The organism is Pantoea sp. C1E2, assembly GCF_056491465.1.
Genome location: NZ_JBSZHT010000002.1, coordinates 391,790 through 412,594, shown reverse-complemented (window position 1 = coordinate 412,594; position 20,805 = coordinate 391,790). Strand labels below are relative to the sequence as shown.

Annotated in this window: 11 protein-coding genes and 1 pseudogene; 2 read left to right on the top strand and 10 right to left on the bottom strand. The window is 57.6% G+C overall.

The genetic code is table 11. The annotated features are described in order from the left end of the window. Positions 1 to 2: 2 nt before the first annotated feature. Both bcsB (ACXI0A_RS02160) and bcsC read left to right on the top strand, forming a co-directional pair. Entirely contained in the window at positions 3 to 2,300 is a 2,298-nt protein-coding gene (gene bcsB, locus ACXI0A_RS02160; protein WP_476150573.1) for a cellulose biosynthesis cyclic di-GMP-binding regulatory protein BcsB, read from the top strand. Continuing rightward, positions 2,293 to 5,766: a cellulose synthase complex outer membrane protein BcsC gene (gene bcsC / locus ACXI0A_RS02155; protein ID WP_476150574.1), complete on the top strand. Its 3,474-nt coding sequence runs from the start codon at positions 2,293 to 2,295 to the stop codon at positions 5,764 to 5,766. The genes bcsB (ACXI0A_RS02160) and bcsC overlap by 8 nt, the downstream gene beginning before the upstream one ends. 106 nt (positions 5,767 to 5,872) lie before the next feature. On the opposite strand, the gene ACXI0A_RS02150 is transcribed toward bcsC, so the two are convergent. From ACXI0A_RS02150 to dppC, 10 genes and pseudogenes are all read right to left on the bottom strand, one after another. Continuing rightward, positions 5,873 to 6,877, bottom strand: coding sequence for a glycosyl hydrolase family 8 (locus tag ACXI0A_RS02150; protein ID WP_476150575.1), 1,005 nt, complete (start codon positions 6,875 to 6,877; stop codon positions 5,873 to 5,875). 9 nt (positions 6,878 to 6,886) lie between these two features. Next, positions 6,887 to 7,333: a cellulose biosynthesis protein BcsD gene (bcsD, locus tag ACXI0A_RS02145; RefSeq protein WP_476150576.1), complete on the bottom strand. Its 447-nt coding sequence runs from the start codon at positions 7,331 to 7,333 to the stop codon at positions 6,887 to 6,889. Next, positions 7,334 to 11,137 (bottom strand): cellulose synthase subunit BcsC-related outer membrane protein, encoded by a 3,804-nt coding sequence (locus tag ACXI0A_RS02140; protein WP_476150577.1) that lies wholly within the window; start codon positions 11,135 to 11,137, stop codon positions 7,334 to 7,336. A gap of 11 nt (positions 11,138 to 11,148) precedes the next feature. Then, a pseudogene (bcsB, locus tag ACXI0A_RS02135) lies at positions 11,149 to 13,563 on the bottom strand (cellulose biosynthesis cyclic di-GMP-binding regulatory protein BcsB); the annotation flags it as partial. Between the two features lie 81 nt (positions 13,564 to 13,644). After that, a complete protein-coding gene (gene bcsA, locus ACXI0A_RS02130; protein ID WP_224933750.1) occupies positions 13,645 to 15,750 on the bottom strand; it encodes a UDP-forming cellulose synthase catalytic subunit in 2,106 nt (701 codons plus the stop codon). Positions 15,751 to 15,805: 55 nt separating this feature from the next. Then, on the bottom strand, positions 15,806 to 16,606 hold the full coding sequence (bcsQ, locus tag ACXI0A_RS02125; RefSeq protein ID WP_224933749.1) for a cellulose biosynthesis protein BcsQ: 801 nt from the start codon (positions 16,604 to 16,606) through the stop codon (positions 15,806 to 15,808). Continuing rightward, complete coding sequence (gene bcsO, locus ACXI0A_RS02120; RefSeq protein ID WP_476150579.1) at positions 16,597 to 17,424, bottom strand: cellulose biosynthesis protein BcsO; 828 nt, start codon at positions 17,422 to 17,424, stop codon at positions 16,597 to 16,599. The genes bcsQ and bcsO overlap by 10 nt, the downstream gene beginning before the upstream one ends. 476 nt (positions 17,425 to 17,900) lie before the next feature. Further along, on the bottom strand, positions 17,901 to 18,908 hold the full coding sequence (gene dppF / locus ACXI0A_RS02115; RefSeq protein ID WP_200574135.1) for a dipeptide ABC transporter ATP-binding subunit DppF: 1,008 nt from the start codon (positions 18,906 to 18,908) through the stop codon (positions 17,901 to 17,903). Beyond that, positions 18,898 to 19,884, bottom strand: a complete 987-nt coding sequence (gene dppD, locus ACXI0A_RS02110; protein ID WP_200574134.1) for a dipeptide ABC transporter ATP-binding protein — start codon at positions 19,882 to 19,884, stop codon at positions 18,898 to 18,900. The genes dppF and dppD overlap by 11 nt, the downstream gene beginning before the upstream one ends. 12 nt (positions 19,885 to 19,896) lie before the next feature. Beyond that, positions 19,897 to 20,799 carry a dipeptide ABC transporter permease DppC gene (gene dppC, locus ACXI0A_RS02105; RefSeq protein ID WP_224933747.1) on the bottom strand — a complete coding sequence of 301 codons (903 nt, stop codon included), beginning with the start codon at positions 20,797 to 20,799 and terminating at the stop codon, positions 19,897 to 19,899. Positions 20,800 to 20,805 lie beyond the last annotated feature (6 nt).

The following is a 20,805-nucleotide window of genomic DNA, read 5'->3' as shown; positions in this document are numbered from 1 at the left end:
CCATGACGAGAAAACTGAGCTGGTTTACTGCCCTGATGCTGGGCACCGCAACGCTGGCACAGGCCGCACTGCAGCCTTCCACGCCCGAAGCGCCGCGTGCCAGTGCACAGATACCGCTGCCGACAGTCAGCCAGCCGCTGGATGCCAACGCACCGCTGCGCGACAGTCAGCTGCTGTTTAATCAGGTTGCGCCGCCACCGGGCAGCATGACGCTGCGCGGCACCGAGCCTACCAGCCAGATCGAGTTTGGCGTGCGCAGTGACGAAGTGGTGACGCGTGCTTTGCTGACGCTCAGCTATCGTCCTTCACCGGCGCTGATCCCGACGCTGTCGCAACTCAAGGTCTATCTCAACGATGAACTGGTGGGACTGGTCACCGTCACCGCCGATCAGTTGGGTAAAGAGAATCAAACCCAGTTACCCATCGATCCGCGTTTTATCGGTGACTTTAACCGCGTGCGCCTCGAACTGGTGGGCCATTACGCCAACGTGTGTGAAAACCCGGCTAACAGCACCATCTGGATGGATATTGGCAAAGAGAGCAAGCTCGATCTGACGCTGCAAAAACTGCCGCTGAAGAACGACCTGTCGCACTTCCCGGAACCGTTCTTTGATGCGCGTGACAGCCGCCCGTTGCAATTACCGATGGTGTTCAGCAACCAGCCTGACCTGGTGCAGCAACGCGCAGCGGGTATTCTGGCATCCTGGTTCGGCAGTAAAGCACAGTGGCGCGGTCAATCCTTCCCGGTGCTGTATAACCAGTTACCCAAAGAACAGCATGCCGTGGTGTTCGCCACTAACGACCATCGCCCGGACTTCCTGAAAGATTTGCCACGGGTGGAGAAACCGACCGTTGAAATGGTCAGTCAGCCGGACAATCCGTACGAAAAAATGCTGCTGATTCTCGGCCGCGATGACAATGATTTGCTGACCGCCGTCGAAGGTATCGCTCAGGGTGAACTGCTGCTGCGCGGTGAAACCTCGACCATCGACAGCGTGAAAATGCTGGCACCGCGTCAGGCCTATGATGCGCCTAACTGGGTGCGCACCGACCGCCGCACCACCTTTGCCGAGCTGACGCAGTATCAAAATCAGCTGCAGGCCGATGGCTTGCAGCCAAACCCGATCAGCCTGACGCTGAACCTGCCGCCGGATCTGTTCCTGGTGCGCGCGCGCGGCATCGACATGGATCTGATTTACCGCTACACCTCGCCGATCCAGCAAGATGGCTCTCGCCTGGCGGTGCATCTGAATAATCAGTTCATGCAGGATTACCCGCTGACGCAGAAAGACACGGCAGGTCAGCAGATAATGCGCATTCCGCTGATGCAAGGCCTGCAGGACAGCAACCGCCAGTTGACCATCCCGGCATTGCGTCTCGGCGTCGTCAACCAGCTGCGCTTCAACTTTGATTACGCCAACACCTTTATCGGTGGCACCGCTGACGGTCGCTGCGAAACCGTCACCGCCGTCGGTCATCACGTGGTGATTGATGACAACTCCAGCATCGACTTCTCCGGCTATCGCCACTACATCGAGATGCCGTCGCTTGGCGCGTACGCTAACGCCGGTTTCCCTTATAGCCGCTATGCCGATCTGGCGCAGACGCTGGTGTTGGTGCAGCCGAAACCCGCCAACGGGGAAGTCAGCACCATGCTGAACGCACTGGGCGCCATCGGTGCCCAGACCGGCTATCCAGCGCTGCGCGTGCAGATGAGTGATGACTGGAATCAGGCGAAAGATAAAGACGCTGACCTGCTGATGATCGGCGGCATTCCGCAGGATCTGCAGGATGACAAGAAGATCAACCTGCTGGCGGATGCGGCACGAAGCTGGATTAACATGCCATCACGTCCTGTCACCGCACAGAACGTGCCGGTGTCAGCCAGCGATCGTGCGGTGGAGAGCCAGACCGGTATCAGCTCACGCGGACCGATGGGTGCGATTGTCGGCTTCCAGTCACCGTTTAACGACCAGCGCAGCGTAGTGGCACTGCTAGCCGACAGCCCACGCGGTTGGGACCTGCTGAATAATGCCCTGCTCGACAGTGGCAAACGCGCCGCCGTATTTGGCTCCGCCACGGTGGTACGTGAGTCGGGGGTCACCAGTGTGCGCGTCGGCGATACCTACTTTGTCGGCCATCTGCCATGGTGGGAACGCCTGTGGAATCTGCTGGCAACGCATCCGGTGTGGCTGGCGATTTGTGCCGTGGTGGTGGTGATGCTGTTTGCGCTGATGGCCTGGCGCCTGATGCGTATGGTGAGCCGTCGTCGCCTGGCTGAGCTGGAAGACGATGAATAAACTGCCACTCGGGCTGCTGATTGCCAGCATCCTGGCGGGCTCCGGCATGGCTGCCGAGGGTCCGCAGGTGTCACCGGTCGCCTGGCTGCTGATGCAGATTCGCACCGGTGAATCCACCAACAAGTATGATTTGGTGCAGCAGTCGCTTTATCGCCTGGAAAAAATCGATCCTGATAATCCACAGGTGCTGGCAGCGCAAATTCGCATGGCGCTGCGTCAGGGCGATCAGGCCAAAGCGCAGACGCTGCTGGATGAACTGAAAAAGGTCGCGCCCAATGACGTGGCGACGCGTGAATCTGAAACCGGCTTACGCCTGATGAGCACAGAGGGCCGCCAGCAGTTGCAGCAGGCGCGCTTACTGGCCACGGCGGGCCGCGTTGAAGAGGCCAAAACTGCGTGGGATGCCTTGTTCCACGGCGTGTTCCCTGATGTGAACACCGAATTGGAATACTGGCGACTGGTGGCGCGTTTATCCGGTCAGCAGCCCACCGCTTATCGCCAGTTACAGGCCTTGGAAGCGCGTTATCCCGGCAATATCGGTGTAGAACTGCAGCTGGCGCGCATGGCGTTTGATAACAATCAGCCGGGCGAGGCGCTGGTGCAGTTGCGTCGTCTTGCCAATCGTGACGGCGGGCGCGATGCCGCCTCCGAACTCTGGCTGCAACAAATTCAGAATCTACCGGTCAGCGATCGCAGCGTGGCGAGCCTGAGGCAGTATTTGCAGGTGTTCACCTCGGGTGATGCCCAGCAGCGCGGTGAAGAGGAACTGGCGCGACAGCAGAAGCTGCTGGCCGATCCCGCCTATCGTGAGCGCATGCGCGGTCTGGCGCTGGTGGATGCCGGTGGGGGCGCGGGTGCCATTGCGACGCTCAGTGCCGCGCTAAAAGCCAACCCGAATGATGCCGAGCTGATGGGCGCGATGGGTCAGGCGCAGGCGCGTGCCAATAACCGCGCGGCGGCGATCAGCTGGCTGCAGAAAGCGATTCAGGCCGGACAGGCCAGTACCCAAGTCGGCAAATGGCAGTCACTGTTGCAAACCAATCGCTACTGGCTGGCGATCAACAACGGTGACGACGCACTGAAAAAAGGCGATGTGGCGGGTGCAGAGCGCCAGTATCGCAGCGCGCAGGCCATTGATAACCGTGATAGCTGGGCGCTGATTGGCCTTGGCGATGTCGCACAAGCACGGAACAATGACGCGCAGGCTGAGCAATACTGGCAGCAGGCGCTGCGCCTCGATCGCAGTAATACCACCGCCGTGCGTCGGCTGGCCGCGCTGTATCAGCAGCAGTCACCTGCTCGTGCCATGGCGTTTATCAATGCCCTGCCCGCCGCGCAACAGCGTGCGCTGGCGGAGACGTTGCGTTCACTGCGCAGTGACAGCCTGCGAGCTGAAGCGGATGCGCTGGCTCAGCAAGGTCAGTGGCATCAGGCAGTGGTGAAATATCGCCAGGCTGCACAGGACAATCCCAACGATGTCTGGCTCTCTTACCGCTTAGCCAACGCACTGCGCAGCAGCGGTGAAGAAGCCCAAGGTGCACAGGTGATGGACGCTATGGTGCGCCACCACGCGCAGGAACCCGCCGCGCTCTATGCCTGGGCACTGTGGCTTTCGTCCGGCGATCAGGATGATGCGGCGCTGGCGGCACTGCATCGCCTGCCGGAAACCCGCTGGGACAGCAATATGCACGAGCTGGCCGATCGTTTAACGCAGGATAAAGTGTACGCTCGCGCCACCGAGCTGCGCGCCAACGGCAATGAATCTGCCGCACTGGCGCTGTTGCAACAGCAGCCGGCCTCGACGCGACGCGATATCACCCTGGCGGACTGGGCACTGGAACGTGGCGACGCGAAATCCGCGCTGGCCAGTTACCAACACGTCCTGCAGCAGGATCCGACCAACAATGACGCTGCGCTGGGCCGCATCGAAGCACTCATCGCCCTGAAGCGCAAAGACGAAGCACGCACAGCGCTGCAGGCTTTACCCACCAGCGTGGCGCAGAAAAATATCAACATCGGTCGCCGCGTGGCGATGGCCTGGCAAAACAGCGGTGACACGGCGCGTGCGCAGCAGTTGTTCAGTGATTTAAAAACGCGTGCTGCCAAAGAAGCGCCGTCGCAAAGCAAAGCGCTGGTGTATCGCGATGCGGCACGGCTGGAAACTCAGCAGCAACAGCCTGATGCGGCGCAGCAGGATTATCGTCTGGCGATGGCCGCCAGCGGCATCAGCGCCGATGCACCGCAGGATAACGACAGCTACACGCAGCTAACGCGCAACGACGCCAGCGATGACTGGCTGAAGCGCGGTATTCGCAGCGACGCCGCCGATCTCTATCGTCAGCAGGACACCACCTTCACGCTCGAACAGGATTATTCGCGCGATAAAGGCACCGGCGGCATCTCCGACTTCACTGCGCACACCACTATGATGCAGGCGGAAACCCCGCTGGCCGACGGGCGCAGTTTTGTGCGCGTCGATCATGTGCTGGTGTCAGCGGGCACCTTCGCCACCCGCGATGGCAGCCACAGCGAACGGTTCGGCAGCTGTAATGATGACAACTCCGGTGGCTGCAGCCGCGACTTTACCCAGCGCGATGAAGGCACGTCGATTGGCGTCGGCTGGCATAACGATCGCTGGTCTGGGGATATCGGCACCACACCACTCGGCTTTGAAGTCACTAACTGGGTGGGCGGGCTGAGCTGGAAAACCGATGTTGATGATATTGGCGTGACCTTCACTGCTTCACGCCGACCGATCTCCAGCTCGCTGCTGGCCTATGCCGGTGCGCGCGATCCTGCTGCCAACGGCGGCAAAACCTGGGGCGGCGTAGTGGCAACCGGTGGCTCGGTTGGGCTGAGTTACGATCAGGGCGGCGCCAATGGCGTGTGGGCCGATATCAGCGCCCATCAAATCACCGGCGAGAACGTGGCGGACAACAGCCGCGAACGCCTGATGGCAGGCTATTACTATAAGCTGATCAACGAAGATAACCGCCGTGCCACCGTTGGCCTCAACAGCATGCTGTGGCATTACCAGAAAGACCTGAGCGACTACACCTTCGGCCAGGGCGGCTACTACAGTCCGCAGCAGTACTTCTCGCTGGCGGTGCCGCTCACCTATCGCCAACGCACCGAGAACTGGTCGTTTGATCTCGGTGGCTCGGTGTCCTGGTCACAATCACAAACCGACGGGCAGCCGCGTTATCCGGTCAACCCTGGCTTTACGCTGGCTTCCAACCCGACCTCCGACAGCAGCTCCGGCAACGGCTTCGGTTACACTCTGCAAGCGGTGGTAGAACGTCGCGTCACGCCGCACTGGTCAGTCGGCCTCGCGATGGATATTCAGCAGGCCAAGGATTACACCCCGAGCCACGGTTTGATTTACATGCGTTATTCAATGGGTGGCTGGAACGGCGATATGGATATGCCGCCACAACCGCTTGAGCCGTATGCGGATTTTAAATAAAAAAGCCGTACTTCATCGGTGAAGTACGGCTTTCCCATTACGATGTAAATTGTGTCGCGACAAATTACTGTACCCGGGGGTAACAGCTCGATTTATCGCAAGATGTCTAACGCTTTTCCTGATACGCCAGCCAGGTCAGCAGTTGCAAGCTGGCGGAAAAGTAGTTCTGATCTGGCGCTAAACGATCGCTGAGATAACCGGTTTGATTCAGGGTTAAGTCACGTACCGCCAGCAAACCACCGTCCATATTGTAGGGCGCAGGGGTGTTGGCAAGCACATCAAACCAGGCCGGAGTCGTCTGACGACCATAGCCCTGCCAGACGCGCTGGAACGGCACCAGGCGCAGGCTTTGCGGGTCATACCACCAGATATTCAGCGGAACACGAATCGCATCGTAACTGAAGCGATTGGAGTAACCCACCGCCGGCGCCACCGAACCATCGGCATTCAGCGCCACCCAATCCAGCGGCAGGCCGGTTTTGCCAAAGTGCATATCACCCAGCAGTTCCATGCCGTCATCGATCAGGTTATTCCACACGCGCAGGTGACTGCGGTCGGCAAACTCCTGCCATGCGGCAAACAGGAAATATGAGGGATTCAGCACCACATAGCTGTTTTTGTTGAAGCCCTGTGCGCCAGGCAACATCACCGTGTGGCCACCAAAGGTGATCACGTTCTGTTTGACGATGGCGCGCTGAATACGATCAGAGGTTGACTGGTAATCACCGCCCCACTTTTGGCCAGCGCGCTGCAGTGCCCACGCAATCAACACATCACCATCTGAGGCATTGTTCTTGTCGGCAATCGGATCAGACGCACCCGGCGTGTAGCGCCAGTAGAACAGGTCATTCTGCGGATTACGCAAATGCGTGCGTGTCCACTTCCACAGCAGATCAAAAGTGCTGCGGTCATCATTGGCCACGGCCAACAGCATGCCGTAGCCCTGACCTTCGGTATGACTCACATTATTGTTGGCCGTGTCGCTGATACGGCCATCGCTGCTCATAAAACGGCTTTTATACGTACTCCAGCCATCTGCGGCCGCCTGGGCGCTAAAAAACATCACCATGAAACACAGCATCCATTGACGCCAGAACCGCAACACTTTCATCACCGCTTCCTATTGATATCGATAGTGCAGTGTACCGCCATCATTTTTCTCAAATGTGACGGGCACTGCTGCACTGCCACCCTGAGCCTGCAGCCATTGCGCATAGACACCGGCCAGCACGGCGCTCAAGGCGAGCTGCCAGCGCTCGGCGTCCACATTGCTGTCGCCTTTTGGCAACGCGTGATGCTGAATCAAAATGGCATTTTCCTGTGGCTGCAGCTGTGCAAAGCCCCAGTTGAAGCGAGCCAGTTGCAGGTTGATTTCACGCTCCAGATCCTGCACGGTGCGCGCTTCCGCTAAAGGATAGCGTGCCGCCAGCGATGCGCCCACGTCGATAAGAAAACCCTCGGCTTCCTCACCTGCGTTGTTCAACATGCTTTCAATCATCACGCTGACCAGATCAAACCAGCCCGGCTGATGCGGATGGCTGACGCGCACGGTTACTTGCTCACTCATTTAGTTGTCTCCGAACAGATAACGGAAGTACAGGTTCGCCGTACTTTCGTTGTAATCACCAAAGGTGTCGTAGCCTAACTGGCCGCCCACGGTGACATCTTTGTTGATCTTGTAGTCCGCACCGGCATGCAAGTTATAGCCAATGCCGTTTTTGCTCTCGCCGCTGTAATACGCGCTCTTCACGTAGCCCAGATCGGCCAGGCTCTGCATTTGCGCCTGGTAAGTCGGATCGTTCGGGAAGTAGGCGCTCTTATCCTGGCTGTAGGATTGATAGCCCACTGAGCCGCCAACGTTCACTTTCAGATCGTCAAATTTGCGGGAGAAATCGATCGGGAAGGAGACCGATGCATAGTTCTGCGGGCTGAAGTAACCGCCCTGACCGTAGCTGAAGTAACTCAGGTTTTTCGAGTAATCCATCCACGACAGACTCATACCCACTTTCAGCTCGCGATCGTCATAGTGGAACGGACGCACATAAGCACCGGCAGTGGCCTGGACGCTGTTGTTGCTCGCCACGTTTTCACCGATGTAACTGTACGCACCACCGCCGACGTAGAAACCAGCATCGCCGTTGTCGTAGCTCAGCAACGCGTTACCGCCGTTTTTGGTCACGCGACCCCAGCGCTTACCGCTGGTCTTATCTTCCACGCCGACATAGGAGAGCAGACTGTCAGTCATCGCACGACGTTCACCGGTGAGGATCAGCGTCAGGAAATCAGTCAGTTTCGGCGACCACTGTACGCCACCCACCAGGGTACTCAGATCCTGACCCAACGGCGTACTGCCAAGGTCGATCTTGTAGCTGTCGCCTTTCAGCGCAAGGTTCAGCTCAACACCGGTGGCCTTCTGCGAATCGGTAGAAGAGGTCGGCACATCATCAATTTTGGCATCGCCCGCGGCCACCACTTTACCCTGCTCCAACGCATTGGTGCCGAAACGACGCCACGCATCGCCACCCGCGCTGCCCGCCGTCAGCGAGATTGGCGTCATGGTGAAGTCAAAGCGCGATTCGCCAAACGGCACGGTGGAGAAGGTCAGCGGCGCTTTGGCTTCGGTCAGCTTACTCAGACCCGATTCGCCATCACGACCACGTATTTGCATGCCGCCCTGCACCCAGGTGCCGGTTTTCTCTTGCAGGTCATCCATCATATTGTCGATCTGACGCAATGTCTGGCTCTGCTGGATCGCTGGCGTATTGCTCGCCAACGTGGTACCCGCTGCGCTGCTGGTGACATCCGGTGCCGATTGCCATGGCATCACCGCGCCATACGCAGACGGAGAACGTCCCACCGGCGAAGTGCCACGGTTGATGAACGGGTTATCCGACAGTGCCAGGCCACCCACGCTTGGTGTATCACCGTTGGTGGCACCCTGCAGGCCAATCAACTGACCGCGCGCGCTGCGCAGATAGCTCATTGCCTGGCTGTGATTGCCGTTGGCTTCTGCCACGCGCGCCAGTAACAGTTGGCGATCCGGTGACTGCTCGTTGTTCAAACCGCGCGTCAGGGTATTGGCTTTATTGACGTCATTGTTGGCCAGCGCCACATTGATTGCGCCGGTACGCGCATCTTGGGTTGGCGTATCCTGCGTCATCAGATAGTCATACACCACGCCGGCTTCTTTGTTCATCTTGCCGGACTGATACAGTCGCGCCATGGCGAACATCAGATCGCGGTTTTGTGGGTCATGTTGCAGTGCGCCCACCAGCTTGTCGTAAGCCGCGGCGTACTGCTTCTGCTCGCGCAGACGATCCACTTCGTTGATCACGTAACCGTTGCGAATCCCTGCCAGCTGCGTTGGCGTACTGCGTGCCTGCAACTCCGGGCTGCTGAGGAAACTCTGCGCTTCGGTATTCAGACCGGCCTGGTTGAGCACCGCGACCTGCGCTGCGTAATCACCGGCGTTGCCCTGAATGCCGCGCTGCATATTGCTGCGCACCACCGAGACTGCGGTAGTGAGATCGCCCGCTTTCGCCAGCTTCTGCGCCAGGTTACCGGCATCCACCGGGTTAGACGGCGGCGATGACGCCAATGCACGCAGGGTGTTTGCCGCTGCAGCATTTGAACCCTGAGCCAGATACTGATCGGCGGTAGACATCTGCAGGTTGAAGTTCACGCGCTGCGCCAGTTCACGCATGTCGCTGCTCTTGCTGCCGTTAGGAATGCGTGACAGCAACAGGCTCGCCTGCTGCCAGGCGCCGCTTTCGCTGGCGTTCAGTGCACCCGCATACAATTCGGTGGTGCTGGCACCGGTACGCATCGCCGGCTGCATGATATTGGCGGCCATCATGCTATCGCCCTGCGCACGATAAATACGCGCCAGATCGAGACGTAACCAGCCATCGTTCGGGAAGCGCTGAATACCGCTGTTCAAGGTGGCAATGGCTGCGCTGTTGTTGCCCGCCGCCAGCTCACGCTTGGCCTGCGCACGAATCGGATCGGTGCTGCTGCCGCGCGGGGCCACGCTCTGGCGCACGCTATCCGGCAGAGAGGCCAGCAGCGTGTTCGCCTCAGCGCTGCGGTTCTGCTGACGCAGCACGTAGAACAGGCCTTCTTTGGCGTTACGGTTGTTCGGGTCGGCTTGCAGGATGGAACGATAGGTTTGTTCTGCCTGGTCAAGCTGGTTGCTGCGACGCTGCACGTCAGCGCGGAACAGCTTGGCCGAGACCCCTTTCTCGCCATCGGCCTGTGCCAGTGGCTCACTCAATGCTAATGCCTGCGCGCTGTCACCGTTTTTCAGTGCCTGCTGCGCGGTTGCCAGCTGGGCATAGAAGCGTGCATCGGCTGCCTGCTTCTGGCGCGTGTCGCTCTGATCGCCGCCCATCTGCGCAGCGCGCGTCAGGTAATCCGCCGCTTCGGCGTAGCGCCCGGCACGCTGAGCCACATAGCCCATACCCGCGAGTGCATCGGCATCCTGCGGGTTGGCCTGCAGCACTTTCTCAAAGTTGTTCTGCGCGTTGCTAACATCACCGCTGTTCAGCGCGGTAAAGCCTGCCCCTTTCTCGGCGCCACCGACGTTTTTACGGTAGTAATCCAGCACCGCATTGTCCTGCGGATGGCGTTGCTGCCAGGTCTGATACAGCGAGGCATCGGACGCCTGCGGACCGAGCCACAGCAGCGCCTGACGCAGTGAGCGGTCAGCATCTTTATTGCCATCCGCCAGCGTGCCCAACAAATCAATACCCTGACGGCGGGTCGATTCCTGATAGGTCAGTGCCTTGCCCAGCGCCAGCTTCGCGCCGGTATCCTGTGGATGATCGGCCGCGAATTGACGCAGCGCTTCTACTGCCTGTGGCAGCAGGGCGCGGTCACCGGCCATGGTCAGGTAATATTCAGCCGCCACGCTTGGTGGTGGCTCATTACCGTTAAAAGTATTGCGCCAGGTCTGCAACGAAGCCGCGATATTGCCGCTGCGCGCTTGCTGGCGCGCTAGAGACAGCTGCGCCTGCGGGATAGTTTGCAGCTGACGCGCATTATCCAGTTCGCTGAGATGAGGATCGTTAGGCGATGCGGCACTCAGGCGCGCACGCCACTGTGCGGCTTCAGCGCTGCTACCGCTCTGCTGGGAATAGAGCGCCAGCAAATAGAGCGCCTGGGTGTTGTTGGGCTCCACCATCAACACTTTTTGCAGCGAAGATTTCGCCAGGTCGTCATGCGCTTTCTGATGCCAGTAAGCCGCCTGATCGAACAATGCTTGTAACGCAGGATTGGTGCTCTCCGCCGCCAGCAGCGGCTGAGAGAACGCCAGTGCCCCACCCAGAATCAGGGCATGACGAATACCGGCACTCAACAGATTTTTTTTCATTGTTTTTATCCTTACTTCTTGCCGGACTTGCTATCAGCTTTCGGGTTGAGACGTCGCCATGCATGACGTTTCAGCATCGCCCAGGCGCTACCCCCGACCAGTGCGGAGAGCAGCAGTGCCGCCAGCGCCATCAGTACCGAGTGCTGGTTGGCATACCACACCACCATCATGTACCACGGCATCTCACCGCTCGGGAATTGCGGACCCACGCGGAAACTGCGGATACCGTTTTCATCAGTGATGATGGCGGTATCGCCACGAATACCGGCGTTAATACGCGCCGAATTAAGATCTTCATGCAGACGCAGCAGCTGTTGATCGCTGGTTGCCACCGTCATCACCACCAGGCGATCGGCATTCCACGGCGAGCGGTAGCTGACAAAGCCACGCCACGCTTCGTTGGAGGAGAAGTAGCGATCGGCATCCAGCTGCTGAAGATTCCAGTCTCCGGTCAGCCAGCCACGCAGCTTGTCCCAGGTCGTCGGATCTTTCACACCGAGCGTGTTACCGCTGGTCTGATAAGGCGTATTAGCCAGCATCTGCTGATTGAATTCACTGTTCTGCGTGGTGCTCACCGCCAGCAGATCGCTGTCCTGCAGGCGCGTCAGATTGGTGCCGCCATTTGGCAGGCCAAACAACACCTGGTTCTGCACCAGCGGTACACCGGTCGCGTTACCGGCACGTGAAGACATATCCAGCAGCGTGGAGATCTCCGCGTCGGTCGGTTTTTCCGGCAACAGCAAGGTGGTCTGCGAGAAGTCCGCCAGACGCGAGAACGGGAACGACGCGCCGACGAAGTACGACAGGTTCGGCAGCATGGTGAAGTGACGGGTGTGGCTCAGATCGATCCACGAATCATCTTCGATACGGCTCTTGATGTTGTTGTTCAGCAGCACACCGCATGGCGCATCTGCTTTCGGTTTGATGTTGAAGTACAGCGCCAGCTGGTTATCACCGTAAATCAGGTACGGCTCCAGCTTCAGGGTGTAATGCTCCTGACGGGCGTCGCCGCCCAGACGATGCCAGGCGCTTTCCAGCAAGCCGACTTTATTCACGGTCAGGTTGCGCAGGAAGGTGCCGTTGAGCATCACGTTGAGGAACGATTTGTTCTCATCAATCCAGCTTTCTGACGGGAAGCGATAGTGCAGTTCAACCGGAATGGTGTCGCCATCCCACATAAACAGGTCTGGCGCCGCGCGGAAGTTCACGCTCAGCGCATCGTGCCAGATGCCGGTGGTGGTCAGGCTCTGATCTTTACGCAGCAGCTCGCTCAAACGCACCGGGCGGCTGGTGTTGATCCAGCGTGGCGCGTCATACGGCTTACGCAGGCCAATCGGCTGCGGCTGCACGTTCAGGCTGCTGGCATCGGTCGCCAGCGGCTGGGTGGTTAAGCGGTTGGCCGCCTGACGCAGTTGGGCATCGTCCGCGCCGACCACTAACAGCAGTTTGTAAACCGGGTTGTTCGGGTTATCAATCACCTGCAGCAGCGGACCGTTGGTCGCCGGCAGAGTCACAGAACCAATTTTATCGCCGGGATGACCAATCAGAATACCGTTATGCTCCGGCAGATCGCCACGCACCACCGGGAAACGGATACCGCGATAGTCAGATTGAATACCCATCCACGATGAGACTAACGCCGCTGCGCTGATGCTGTCCGGCGTGGCATTGGCGGCAAAGCCAAAGGTTACGCTGGCGGGCGTCATGCGCTGCGCATCCATAAACGGACGCGGGAAATTACGCAGGCTGGTGCCGATATTCAACTGCTGGCCTTCGAGGCTTAGCGTGGTTTTCGGCAGAATCGACACCTGATACTGCTGTGCACTCTCTTTTTCGCACAGCAGTTTGTCGGCATCGTTAATTTTGAAGCTGAGGTTGTTGCTTGAGACCACCATTGCAGCTGGGATATCCAACTGATAATCGCTGACATCGCTGTCACTCGAACCTAATGGCAAGGTACCCAGCGGCTGACCGTTCAACATCAGCTGCAATGAGGTATTACGCGCCGCCAGTGCCGCTGAAACGCGCAGCGACAGATTCAGGCGCGCGTTGGTGATCACTTCATCGCTCGGCAGAGTAAACACGATACCGGATTGCAGCTGGCCACCGGTCAGGGTGACGCCCTGCGGCTGACCCATCTGCGCCACGGAAATGGTGGTGCTGACGGGCTGGTTAAGCATCGCAGAGGCCGCAACAGGTGCAGCTTCCGGTGCCACAGGGGCCACGTTTGGCAACACCATTTCGGGTGCAGGCATGCTGTCGGCAGGCTGGTTCTCTGTCGCAGCTGGCGCAGCATTTTCAGTTGGGGCGCTTTCTACTGGCGCATAAGGCGTGGTGCCCGCCGCCTGCTGCAGCTGTGCATCCGCTTCACTTTGAATACCTTGCGGTGGCGGAACGTTGGACAGGGCCGAACTATCCTGCGTTACCGCAGGGGTTTCCGCCCAAAGCAGGGGCGAGCATCAGCGCCGTCGCCAGCGAGCTTGCCAGCAACGTTTGCGTCAAATTCTTCATACTGCGCTGTCCTCTTTCACTGACGGCTGGTTGTCACGCTTACGCTTCTCACGGCGATCTTTCCAGGTCAGCCAGAACAGCTCAAATACGGTACGAATGATGGTGCCTAACGAAACCAGCGGATTGTCCGCCTTATATTCCGGCTGAATCCATGCATCGGCACGCGCCAGTACCACGCGCACCAGTTCACGGCGGCGCGACAGCGGCATATCGCCAAAACGCAGGCGGATAGACTCTTCATCGCCGGATATTTTGCTCACCGGAATAGTGATGGCACCGGATTTCAGCAGCAGATCAATCTCTTCGATTTCATCGTGCTCATGACGATTATCTGGCGCATCCAGCTGCGCACCGCCCATCGACAGGTCGCTGGTTTGGGTGCGTGATGAGATACCGCTGGCGTAGTGAATCACCGCCGGAATCTGCACTTCGATACGGATAGTTTTACGTACCTGCTTGGTTTCACGCGCCACGGCAATCGCCGCCATCAGGATGATCAAGCTAAACACCGCCCAACCTACGTTGAGGGCGATAACATAAGGATCCACGCCAAAGTAGTCATGCGCGGTTGCACGCACCACACCCGCCACGATACCAATGGTCAGCAGCACCGCGACAATCACATGCGGACGTACAATGTGGAAATCGAAGAAGCCCTGATCCAGCAAACCGCCCTTATCCGTTACGTTAAATTTCCCGCGTTTCGGTGCCAGCATGGTCAGCAACGTCGGGATAACGAGGTGGAAGCACATCACGGTCTCGTAGATTTCACCCCAGAAGGTGTAACGGAACTTGCCGTTCATACGAGAGTTGACGTACAGCGACATCACCAGGTGCGGCAGTACGTAGGCGAAGATCAGTGATGCTGAAGAGTGAATGATGTTCAGGTTGAACAGCAGGTACGCCAGCGGCGCGGTCAGGAACGCCACGCGCGGTAAGCCGAACTGGAAGTGCAGCATGGCGTTGAGGTAGCAGAGACGCTGCTGCCATTTCAGACCACGACCAAACAGCGGGTTATCGACGCGGAAAATCTGCGTCATGCCACGCGCCCAGCGGTTACGCTGTACCACGTGCAGACCGAGACGCTCAGTCGCCAGACCGGCAGCCAGCGGAATCGCCAGGAAAGCCGAGCCCCAACCTAAACGCTGCATTTTCAATGCGGTGTGCGCATCCTCGGTCACGGTTTCGACCGCAAAGCCACCAATCTCTTCCAGCGCACTGCGACGGATTACCGCACAAGAACCACAGAAGAAAGTCGCATTCCAGTTGTCGTTACCCTGCTGAACCGGGCCGTAGAACAGTGCACCTTCGTTCGGGATAGTACGCGCCGCACGCAGGTTGCGTTCGAACGGGTCCGGTGAGTAGAAGTAGTGCGGCGTCTGCAACAGCGCCAGTTTGGGATCTTTCAGGAACGGACCCACGGTCGCCTGCAGGAAAGTACGTGTTGCCACGTGGTCACAGTCAAAGATGCAAATCAGCTCACCCTTAGTGATTTTCATTGCATGGTTGAGGTTACCGGCTTTCGCATGGCTGTTGTCGTCACGGGTGATATAGCCCACGCCCACGTCAGCGGCAAATACCGCAAACTCACTGCGCTTACCGTCATCCAGCAAATAGACCTTAAGCTTGTCACGCGGATAATCAATGCACTGCGCTGCCAGCACGGTATCACGGACTACATCGAGGCTTTCGTTGTAGGTCGGTACATAAACGTCCACGGTTGGCCACAGGCTGGTGTCATCCGGCAAAGGTTCAATGGTGCGTTTTAATGGCCAGGTGGTCTGCAGGAAGCCAAGAATCAGAATCAGCCAGACGTACAGTTCGGCGAGATATAAGCCGATACCGAGAATCGCTTCAATCTCGGAATTAAACTGCAGCGTCTCCGTGGTGCGCCACCAGATATATCGGGTCGACATCAGCGCAGAAAGGATAACCATCACAACGGTTATTTTGCGGCTTTTGCTGAAGCCCAGTAAAAACATCATCCCGATGCTGATTAAGCCAAAGATATACTGCTTTTGGCTGTCCATAGGCGTGATGATGATTACCGCGGCCACTGGTGCGAGCACCAGCAGCAGCAGGTAAAACCCGAGTTTACTCATGATTCACCCTGAAGAAGCTGTGTTGTTATTATTTCTGCCTGACAACGACAGAGTGTTAATAATGGCTGCGGATCGGCGCCTGAACTTCACCGTTACCCACGGTAACGTTGAGGATGTTAGCCACCCGTTTAGCAACCAGTTCGATATCAAATGCGGCCGCAGAAGCTGGGCTGAAATCAAACACCGATTGCTGTGAGGCATTTGCCTCCGCGACACTTTCATCGCGGTGCACCACACCCAATAAGTTTTCACCCAAGCGCTGCTGCATAAAAGCAGTCACTTCGCGGCTAATATTGCGGCGATTGTCGCTCTGGTTTAATACGAAATAGTGACCACGTTTATTATTGAGCGGCTGACCAATCATGCGGTCATTTTCAATTTGCGGTAGTAAAGAGACCGAGGCGGTGTCCGCTAACATCACCACTAAATGCATATCGGCTAATGCCTGCATAGCTTTAAGCGCAGGACCCGGGCCTGGCGGGAAATCGGCAATAATCACCAGCCCCGGATAATTCAGCACCGTATCCAGACCACGACGCAGGAAATGCGGATCTTTGATCAGGTTCTCTTCAAAACGCTCACGCTGATCTTCGGTAACGTCACCATAAGGCATGACAAAAATATTCCCGCCGGTGGTGAGAATGGATTGGCTCCAGTCCGCCTGCTCTTCTGAGCGCGCAACAAAGCCGCGGCCATCATGCAGTGGCACACCAAAATGCAGGCGCAGTGCGTTCTGGACATCGAAATCGATTGCCAACACCTTGCTGCCGGCGCGAGCCAGACTCCATGCAAGGTTGGCCGCCATAGTGGTTTTCCCTACTCCCCCTTTTGGCGAGCACACACAAACTAACGGCATAGCGCAATCTTCTCCAGTAACGGTTTCAATGGTGTTTCTTTAGAAATATTAGCAGGTTCCGCGGGACGGGAACGGAACAGTGAACCAAAGCGAGACGGTGCAGCCGCAGCTGGACGCGCCGGTTCTGCTGGTGCGGCGAATGTTGGCGCAGGTGCAGGACGCGCTGGCTCTGCTGGTGCGGCGAACGTTGGCGCAGGTGCAGGACGCGCTGGCTCTGCTGGTGCGGCGAACGTTGGCGCAGGTGCAGGACGCGCTGGCTCGGCCGGAGCAGCAAACACAGGTGCAGCCGGGCGCGCTGCTTCAACTGGTGCAGCAAAGGCAGGTGCCGCCGCCGGAGCGGGCACGGCTGCGGCCGCCGGTTTTGCCGGTGCCGGTGGAAACAGTGATGTGGTCGACTGGCGCTCAACATGGGTGGCTTTCGGCGCCTGGGTTAATACAGAAGGTGCCGGCTTAGCCGCCGGAGCGGGCGGGAACAGCGATGAAACGCCGGTCGGCGACGTCGCTGGCGCAGATTCAACCGGCGCAGTGGCTGCCAGGCTATCAAGAATCGAACCGCGTGGGGTGCTGGTAACAGGCGCAACCGTCGCAGGTGCAGCCTGAGCTGGCGCGGTAAACTCATCGCCACGAATCGGTTGCGGCTGTGGCAGGTCAATGCGTTGGCCACTGCCTAATTCCGGCACATTATCGGTACCCAATTGGCGAATAATCGCCCACTGGCTGTGATCCGCTTCCTGCGATTGCCCAGACATATCCTTAAAAGCGATATCAAGCGTTTTGGTCTTTTCTTTAAAACGCTGCAGATCGTCGTAATTCTTCATGATCAGAGCCTGTAAAAACGGGAGGGGATTTTTCCTGGAATATAGCACACACATTAACGGAGAGTGAGAGAATTCTGATTATAAAAGCGCCGCATTCGACAAAAGAGTTTTATCCGGATGATTAAAAAACTGGAGATGCAAAAAGCATGCTGATATTTAAGTCCGGAGATTTATTAATATCGATTAACTGAAATAATAACGGGGAGTACACAACCCTAAATGACTGATATGTCATGCATGTGGTTCAATTTACGGATTTTACAGCTGTGTGATTATGCTCACAGATTCCTGACGGTATTCAGAATTTGCCTTAACAATTTATATCTTTATCAGGACCAATTCTTTATTGATGCAGCGGGGTAATACATTTCAGTCTCCTTTTTACATCGCCTTTTCTGGCGTTAATTTTCCTGAAGTATAACGCAGTAAAAAAAAAGGCTCCCACAGGAGCCTTTACTCATTTCTGGCGTTATTAATTACACGCCCACCGGCTGATTCTCATCTTGATCCACCGCGAAACAGGCAATTTGCTGGTCGCCATATTGCTTCAGTTTGGGCTGCAACTGGACGCAGGTGCCAAAACGACGGCGACAGCGCGCGTTAAACGCACAACCCGGCGGCGGATTGAGTGGGCTTGGCAACTCGCCGGTCAATTTAATACGTTCGCGACGCTCATCTGGATTCAGACGCGGCGTGGCTGATAACAAGGCCTGCGTATAAGGATGACGCGGATTGCTGAAAATGGCCTCTTTACTGCCCCGCTCAACGCAACGACCTAAATACATCACCATCACTTCGTCAGCGATATGCTCCACCACCGACAAATCATGAGAAATGAACACATACGACAAACCCAAATCCTGCTGCAAATCCATCATCAGGTTCAGTACCTGTGCACGCACGGATACGTCGAGCGCGGAGACAGGTTCATCGGCGATCAGCACATCCGGGTCAAGCATCAAACCACGTGCAATGGCGATACGCTGACGCTGGCCACCGGAGAACATATGCGGATAGCGATCGTAGTGCTCGGTCTTCAGGCCCACCTTCGCCATCATCTCCAGCGTCTTCTCGCGGCGTTCCGCTTTGGTCAGCGAAGTGTTAATCACCAACGGCTCTTCAAGAATCTGGCTGATTTTCTTACGCGGATTGAGCGAGCCGTAAGGGTTCTGGAACACGATCTGGATTTTCTGACGACGCAGTTTTTGCGCCTGCGGATCGTGCTTCAGCAAGTCCTGGCCGTGCCAGTACAGCTGGCCTTCGGTCGGTGTTTCAATCATGGTCAGCAAGCGGCCAAGCGTGGATTTGCCACAGCCCGACTCACCCACCACCGCCAGCGTTTTGCCGCGTTCAAGGTTGAACGAGACGCCATCCAGCGCTTTCACCAGGCGCTCCTGGCCAAACAACCCTTTCTTCACCGGGTAATGCTTTTTCAGGTCGATCGCCTGCAGCAGGTAATCCTGCTTAGTGTTATCAAGACTCATAAGTTGGTCTCCCGGCATCATCCAGTGGGAAATGGCATTTAGACTGGCGACCCGGAATGTCACGCAGTTCAGGTTCTTCACGACGGCAGCGCTCGGTCACGTACGGGCAGCGCGGATTGAGCAGGCAACCATTTGGACGGTCATATTTGCCCGGCACCACACCCGGCAACGAGGCCAGACGCGCTTTATCCGCCGCAAACTCCGGCAACGCGCGCAGCAACGCCTGGGTGTACGGATGACGTGGTGCTTTAAAGATATCCACCGCTTTACCACTCTCGACCACTTGGCCGGCGTACATCACGATGATGTGCTGCGCGGCTTCCGCCACTAAAGCCAGATCGTGTGTAATCAGGATCAGCGCCATGTTCTCCTGCTTCTGCAATTCCAGAAGCAGTTCGATGATTTGCGCCTGAATGGTCACATCCAGCGCGGTGGTCGGTTCATCGGCAATCAGTAGCTTGGGTTTGCAGGCAATCGCCATGGCGATCATCACACGTTGGCTCATACCCCCCGATAGCTGATGCGGATAAACATCCAGACGTGACGCCGGATCGGGAATCCCCACCTGATCCAGCAAATCAATCGCGCGCTGACGACGGGTGCTTTTGCTGCCGCCCTGATGCACCTTCAGCGCTTCCATGATCTGGAAGCCCACGGTGTAGCACGGGTTAAGGCTGGTCATTGGGTCCTGGAAGATCATCGCGACTTCAGCGCCCACCAGCTGGCGGCGCTCTTTCTCGGAGATTTTCTGCAGGTCGCGCTGGTTGAACTCCAGCTTTTCCGCCATCACGCGGCCGGGATAATCAATCAGCCCCATAATCGCCAGCGAGCTGACCGATTTACCGGAGCCAGATTCACCAACAATGCCCACCACCTGGCCTTGTTCAACCTGGTAACTGATGCGGTCTACTGCACGGAACGGTGTTTTTTCGTCGCCGAAGTGCACCGACAGTTTTTCTACATTTAATAGTGCCATCTCGGTGCCTCTTTACTGCTTGAGTTTCGGGTCGAGTGCGTCACGCAAACCATCGCCCATGAGGTTGAATGCCAGTACAGTGAGCAGGATGACGACGCCAGGGAACGTCACGACCCACCAGGCACTTTGCGCATACTGCAACACGTCGGAGAGCATGGTGCCCCACTCCGGCGTTGGCGGCTGCGCCCCCATTCCGAGAAAGCCCAACGCCGCCATATCAAGGATGGCGTTGGAGAAACCTAATGATGCCTGCACGATCAGCGGTGCCAGGCAGTTAGGCAGAATATTGACGAACATCTGGCGCAGCGTACCGGCACCCGCCACGCTGGATGCGGTGACGTAGTCGCGGTTCACTTCCACCAGCACGGCAGCACGTGTCAGACGGATATAGTGCGGCAGGGCGACGAAGGTGATCGCCAGTGAGGCGTTCACAATCGACGGGCCGAAGATGGCCACCAGCACCAACGCCAGCAGCAGGCTTGGCAGCGCCAGCATGATATCCACCAGACGCATGATCACCGCATCGACGACGCCGCCGAGGTAACCGGCCATCAGGCCAAACACTACGCCAAGAATCAGCGACAGCACCACCACTAAACAGCCAACCAGCAGCGACAATCGCGCGCCGTACATCAGACGAGACAGCACATCACGGCCCACGTCATCGGTGCCAAAGATAAATTTCCAGCTGCCACCGTCCTGCCACACCGGCGGATGCAGCAGCGCATCGCGGAACTGCTCCGACGGCGCGTGCGGCGCCAGCACATCAGCAAAAATAGCGATCAGCAGCATCAGGATGATGTAAACCAGGCCAATCACCGCGCCTTTATTACGTTTGAAGTAATGCCAGAATTCCTGAATCGGGGTCATCGGCTTGGGTGCAGCGCTTACGCTTGCGGGATCAACAGTTGTCATGATGCC

Excerpts from the sequence above, each read along its gene's own strand:
- bcsB (WP_476150573.1), top strand. The coding sequence starts at position 3 with ATGACGAGAAAACTGAGCTGGTTTACTGCCCTGATGCTGGGCACCGCA.
- bcsC (WP_476150574.1), top strand. The coding sequence starts at position 2,293 with ATGAATAAACTGCCACTCGGGCTGCTGATTGCCAGCATCCTGGCGGGC.
- ACXI0A_RS02150 (WP_476150575.1), bottom strand. The coding sequence starts at position 6,877 with ATGAAAGTGTTGCGGTTCTGGCGTCAATGGATGCTGTGTTTCATGGTG.
- bcsD (WP_476150576.1), bottom strand. The coding sequence starts at position 7,333 with ATGAGTGAGCAAGTAACCGTGCGCGTCAGCCATCCGCATCAGCCGGGC.
- ACXI0A_RS02140 (WP_476150577.1), bottom strand. The coding sequence starts at position 11,137 with ATGAAAAAAAATCTGTTGAGTGCCGGTATTCGTCATGCCCTGATTCTG.
- bcsA (WP_224933750.1), bottom strand. The coding sequence starts at position 15,750 with ATGAGTAAACTCGGGTTTTACCTGCTGCTGCTGGTGCTCGCACCAGTG.
- bcsQ (WP_224933749.1), bottom strand. The coding sequence starts at position 16,606 with ATGCCGTTAGTTTGTGTGTGCTCGCCAAAAGGGGGAGTAGGGAAAACC.
- bcsO (WP_476150579.1), bottom strand. The coding sequence starts at position 17,424 with ATGAAGAATTACGACGATCTGCAGCGTTTTAAAGAAAAGACCAAAACG.
- dppF (WP_200574135.1), bottom strand. The coding sequence starts at position 18,908 with ATGAGTCTTGATAACACTAAGCAGGATTACCTGCTGCAGGCGATCGAC.
- dppD (WP_200574134.1), bottom strand. The coding sequence starts at position 19,884 with ATGGCACTATTAAATGTAGAAAAACTGTCGGTGCACTTCGGCGACGAA.
- dppC (WP_224933747.1), bottom strand. The coding sequence starts at position 20,799 with ATGACAACTGTTGATCCCGCAAGCGTAAGCGCTGCACCCAAGCCGATG.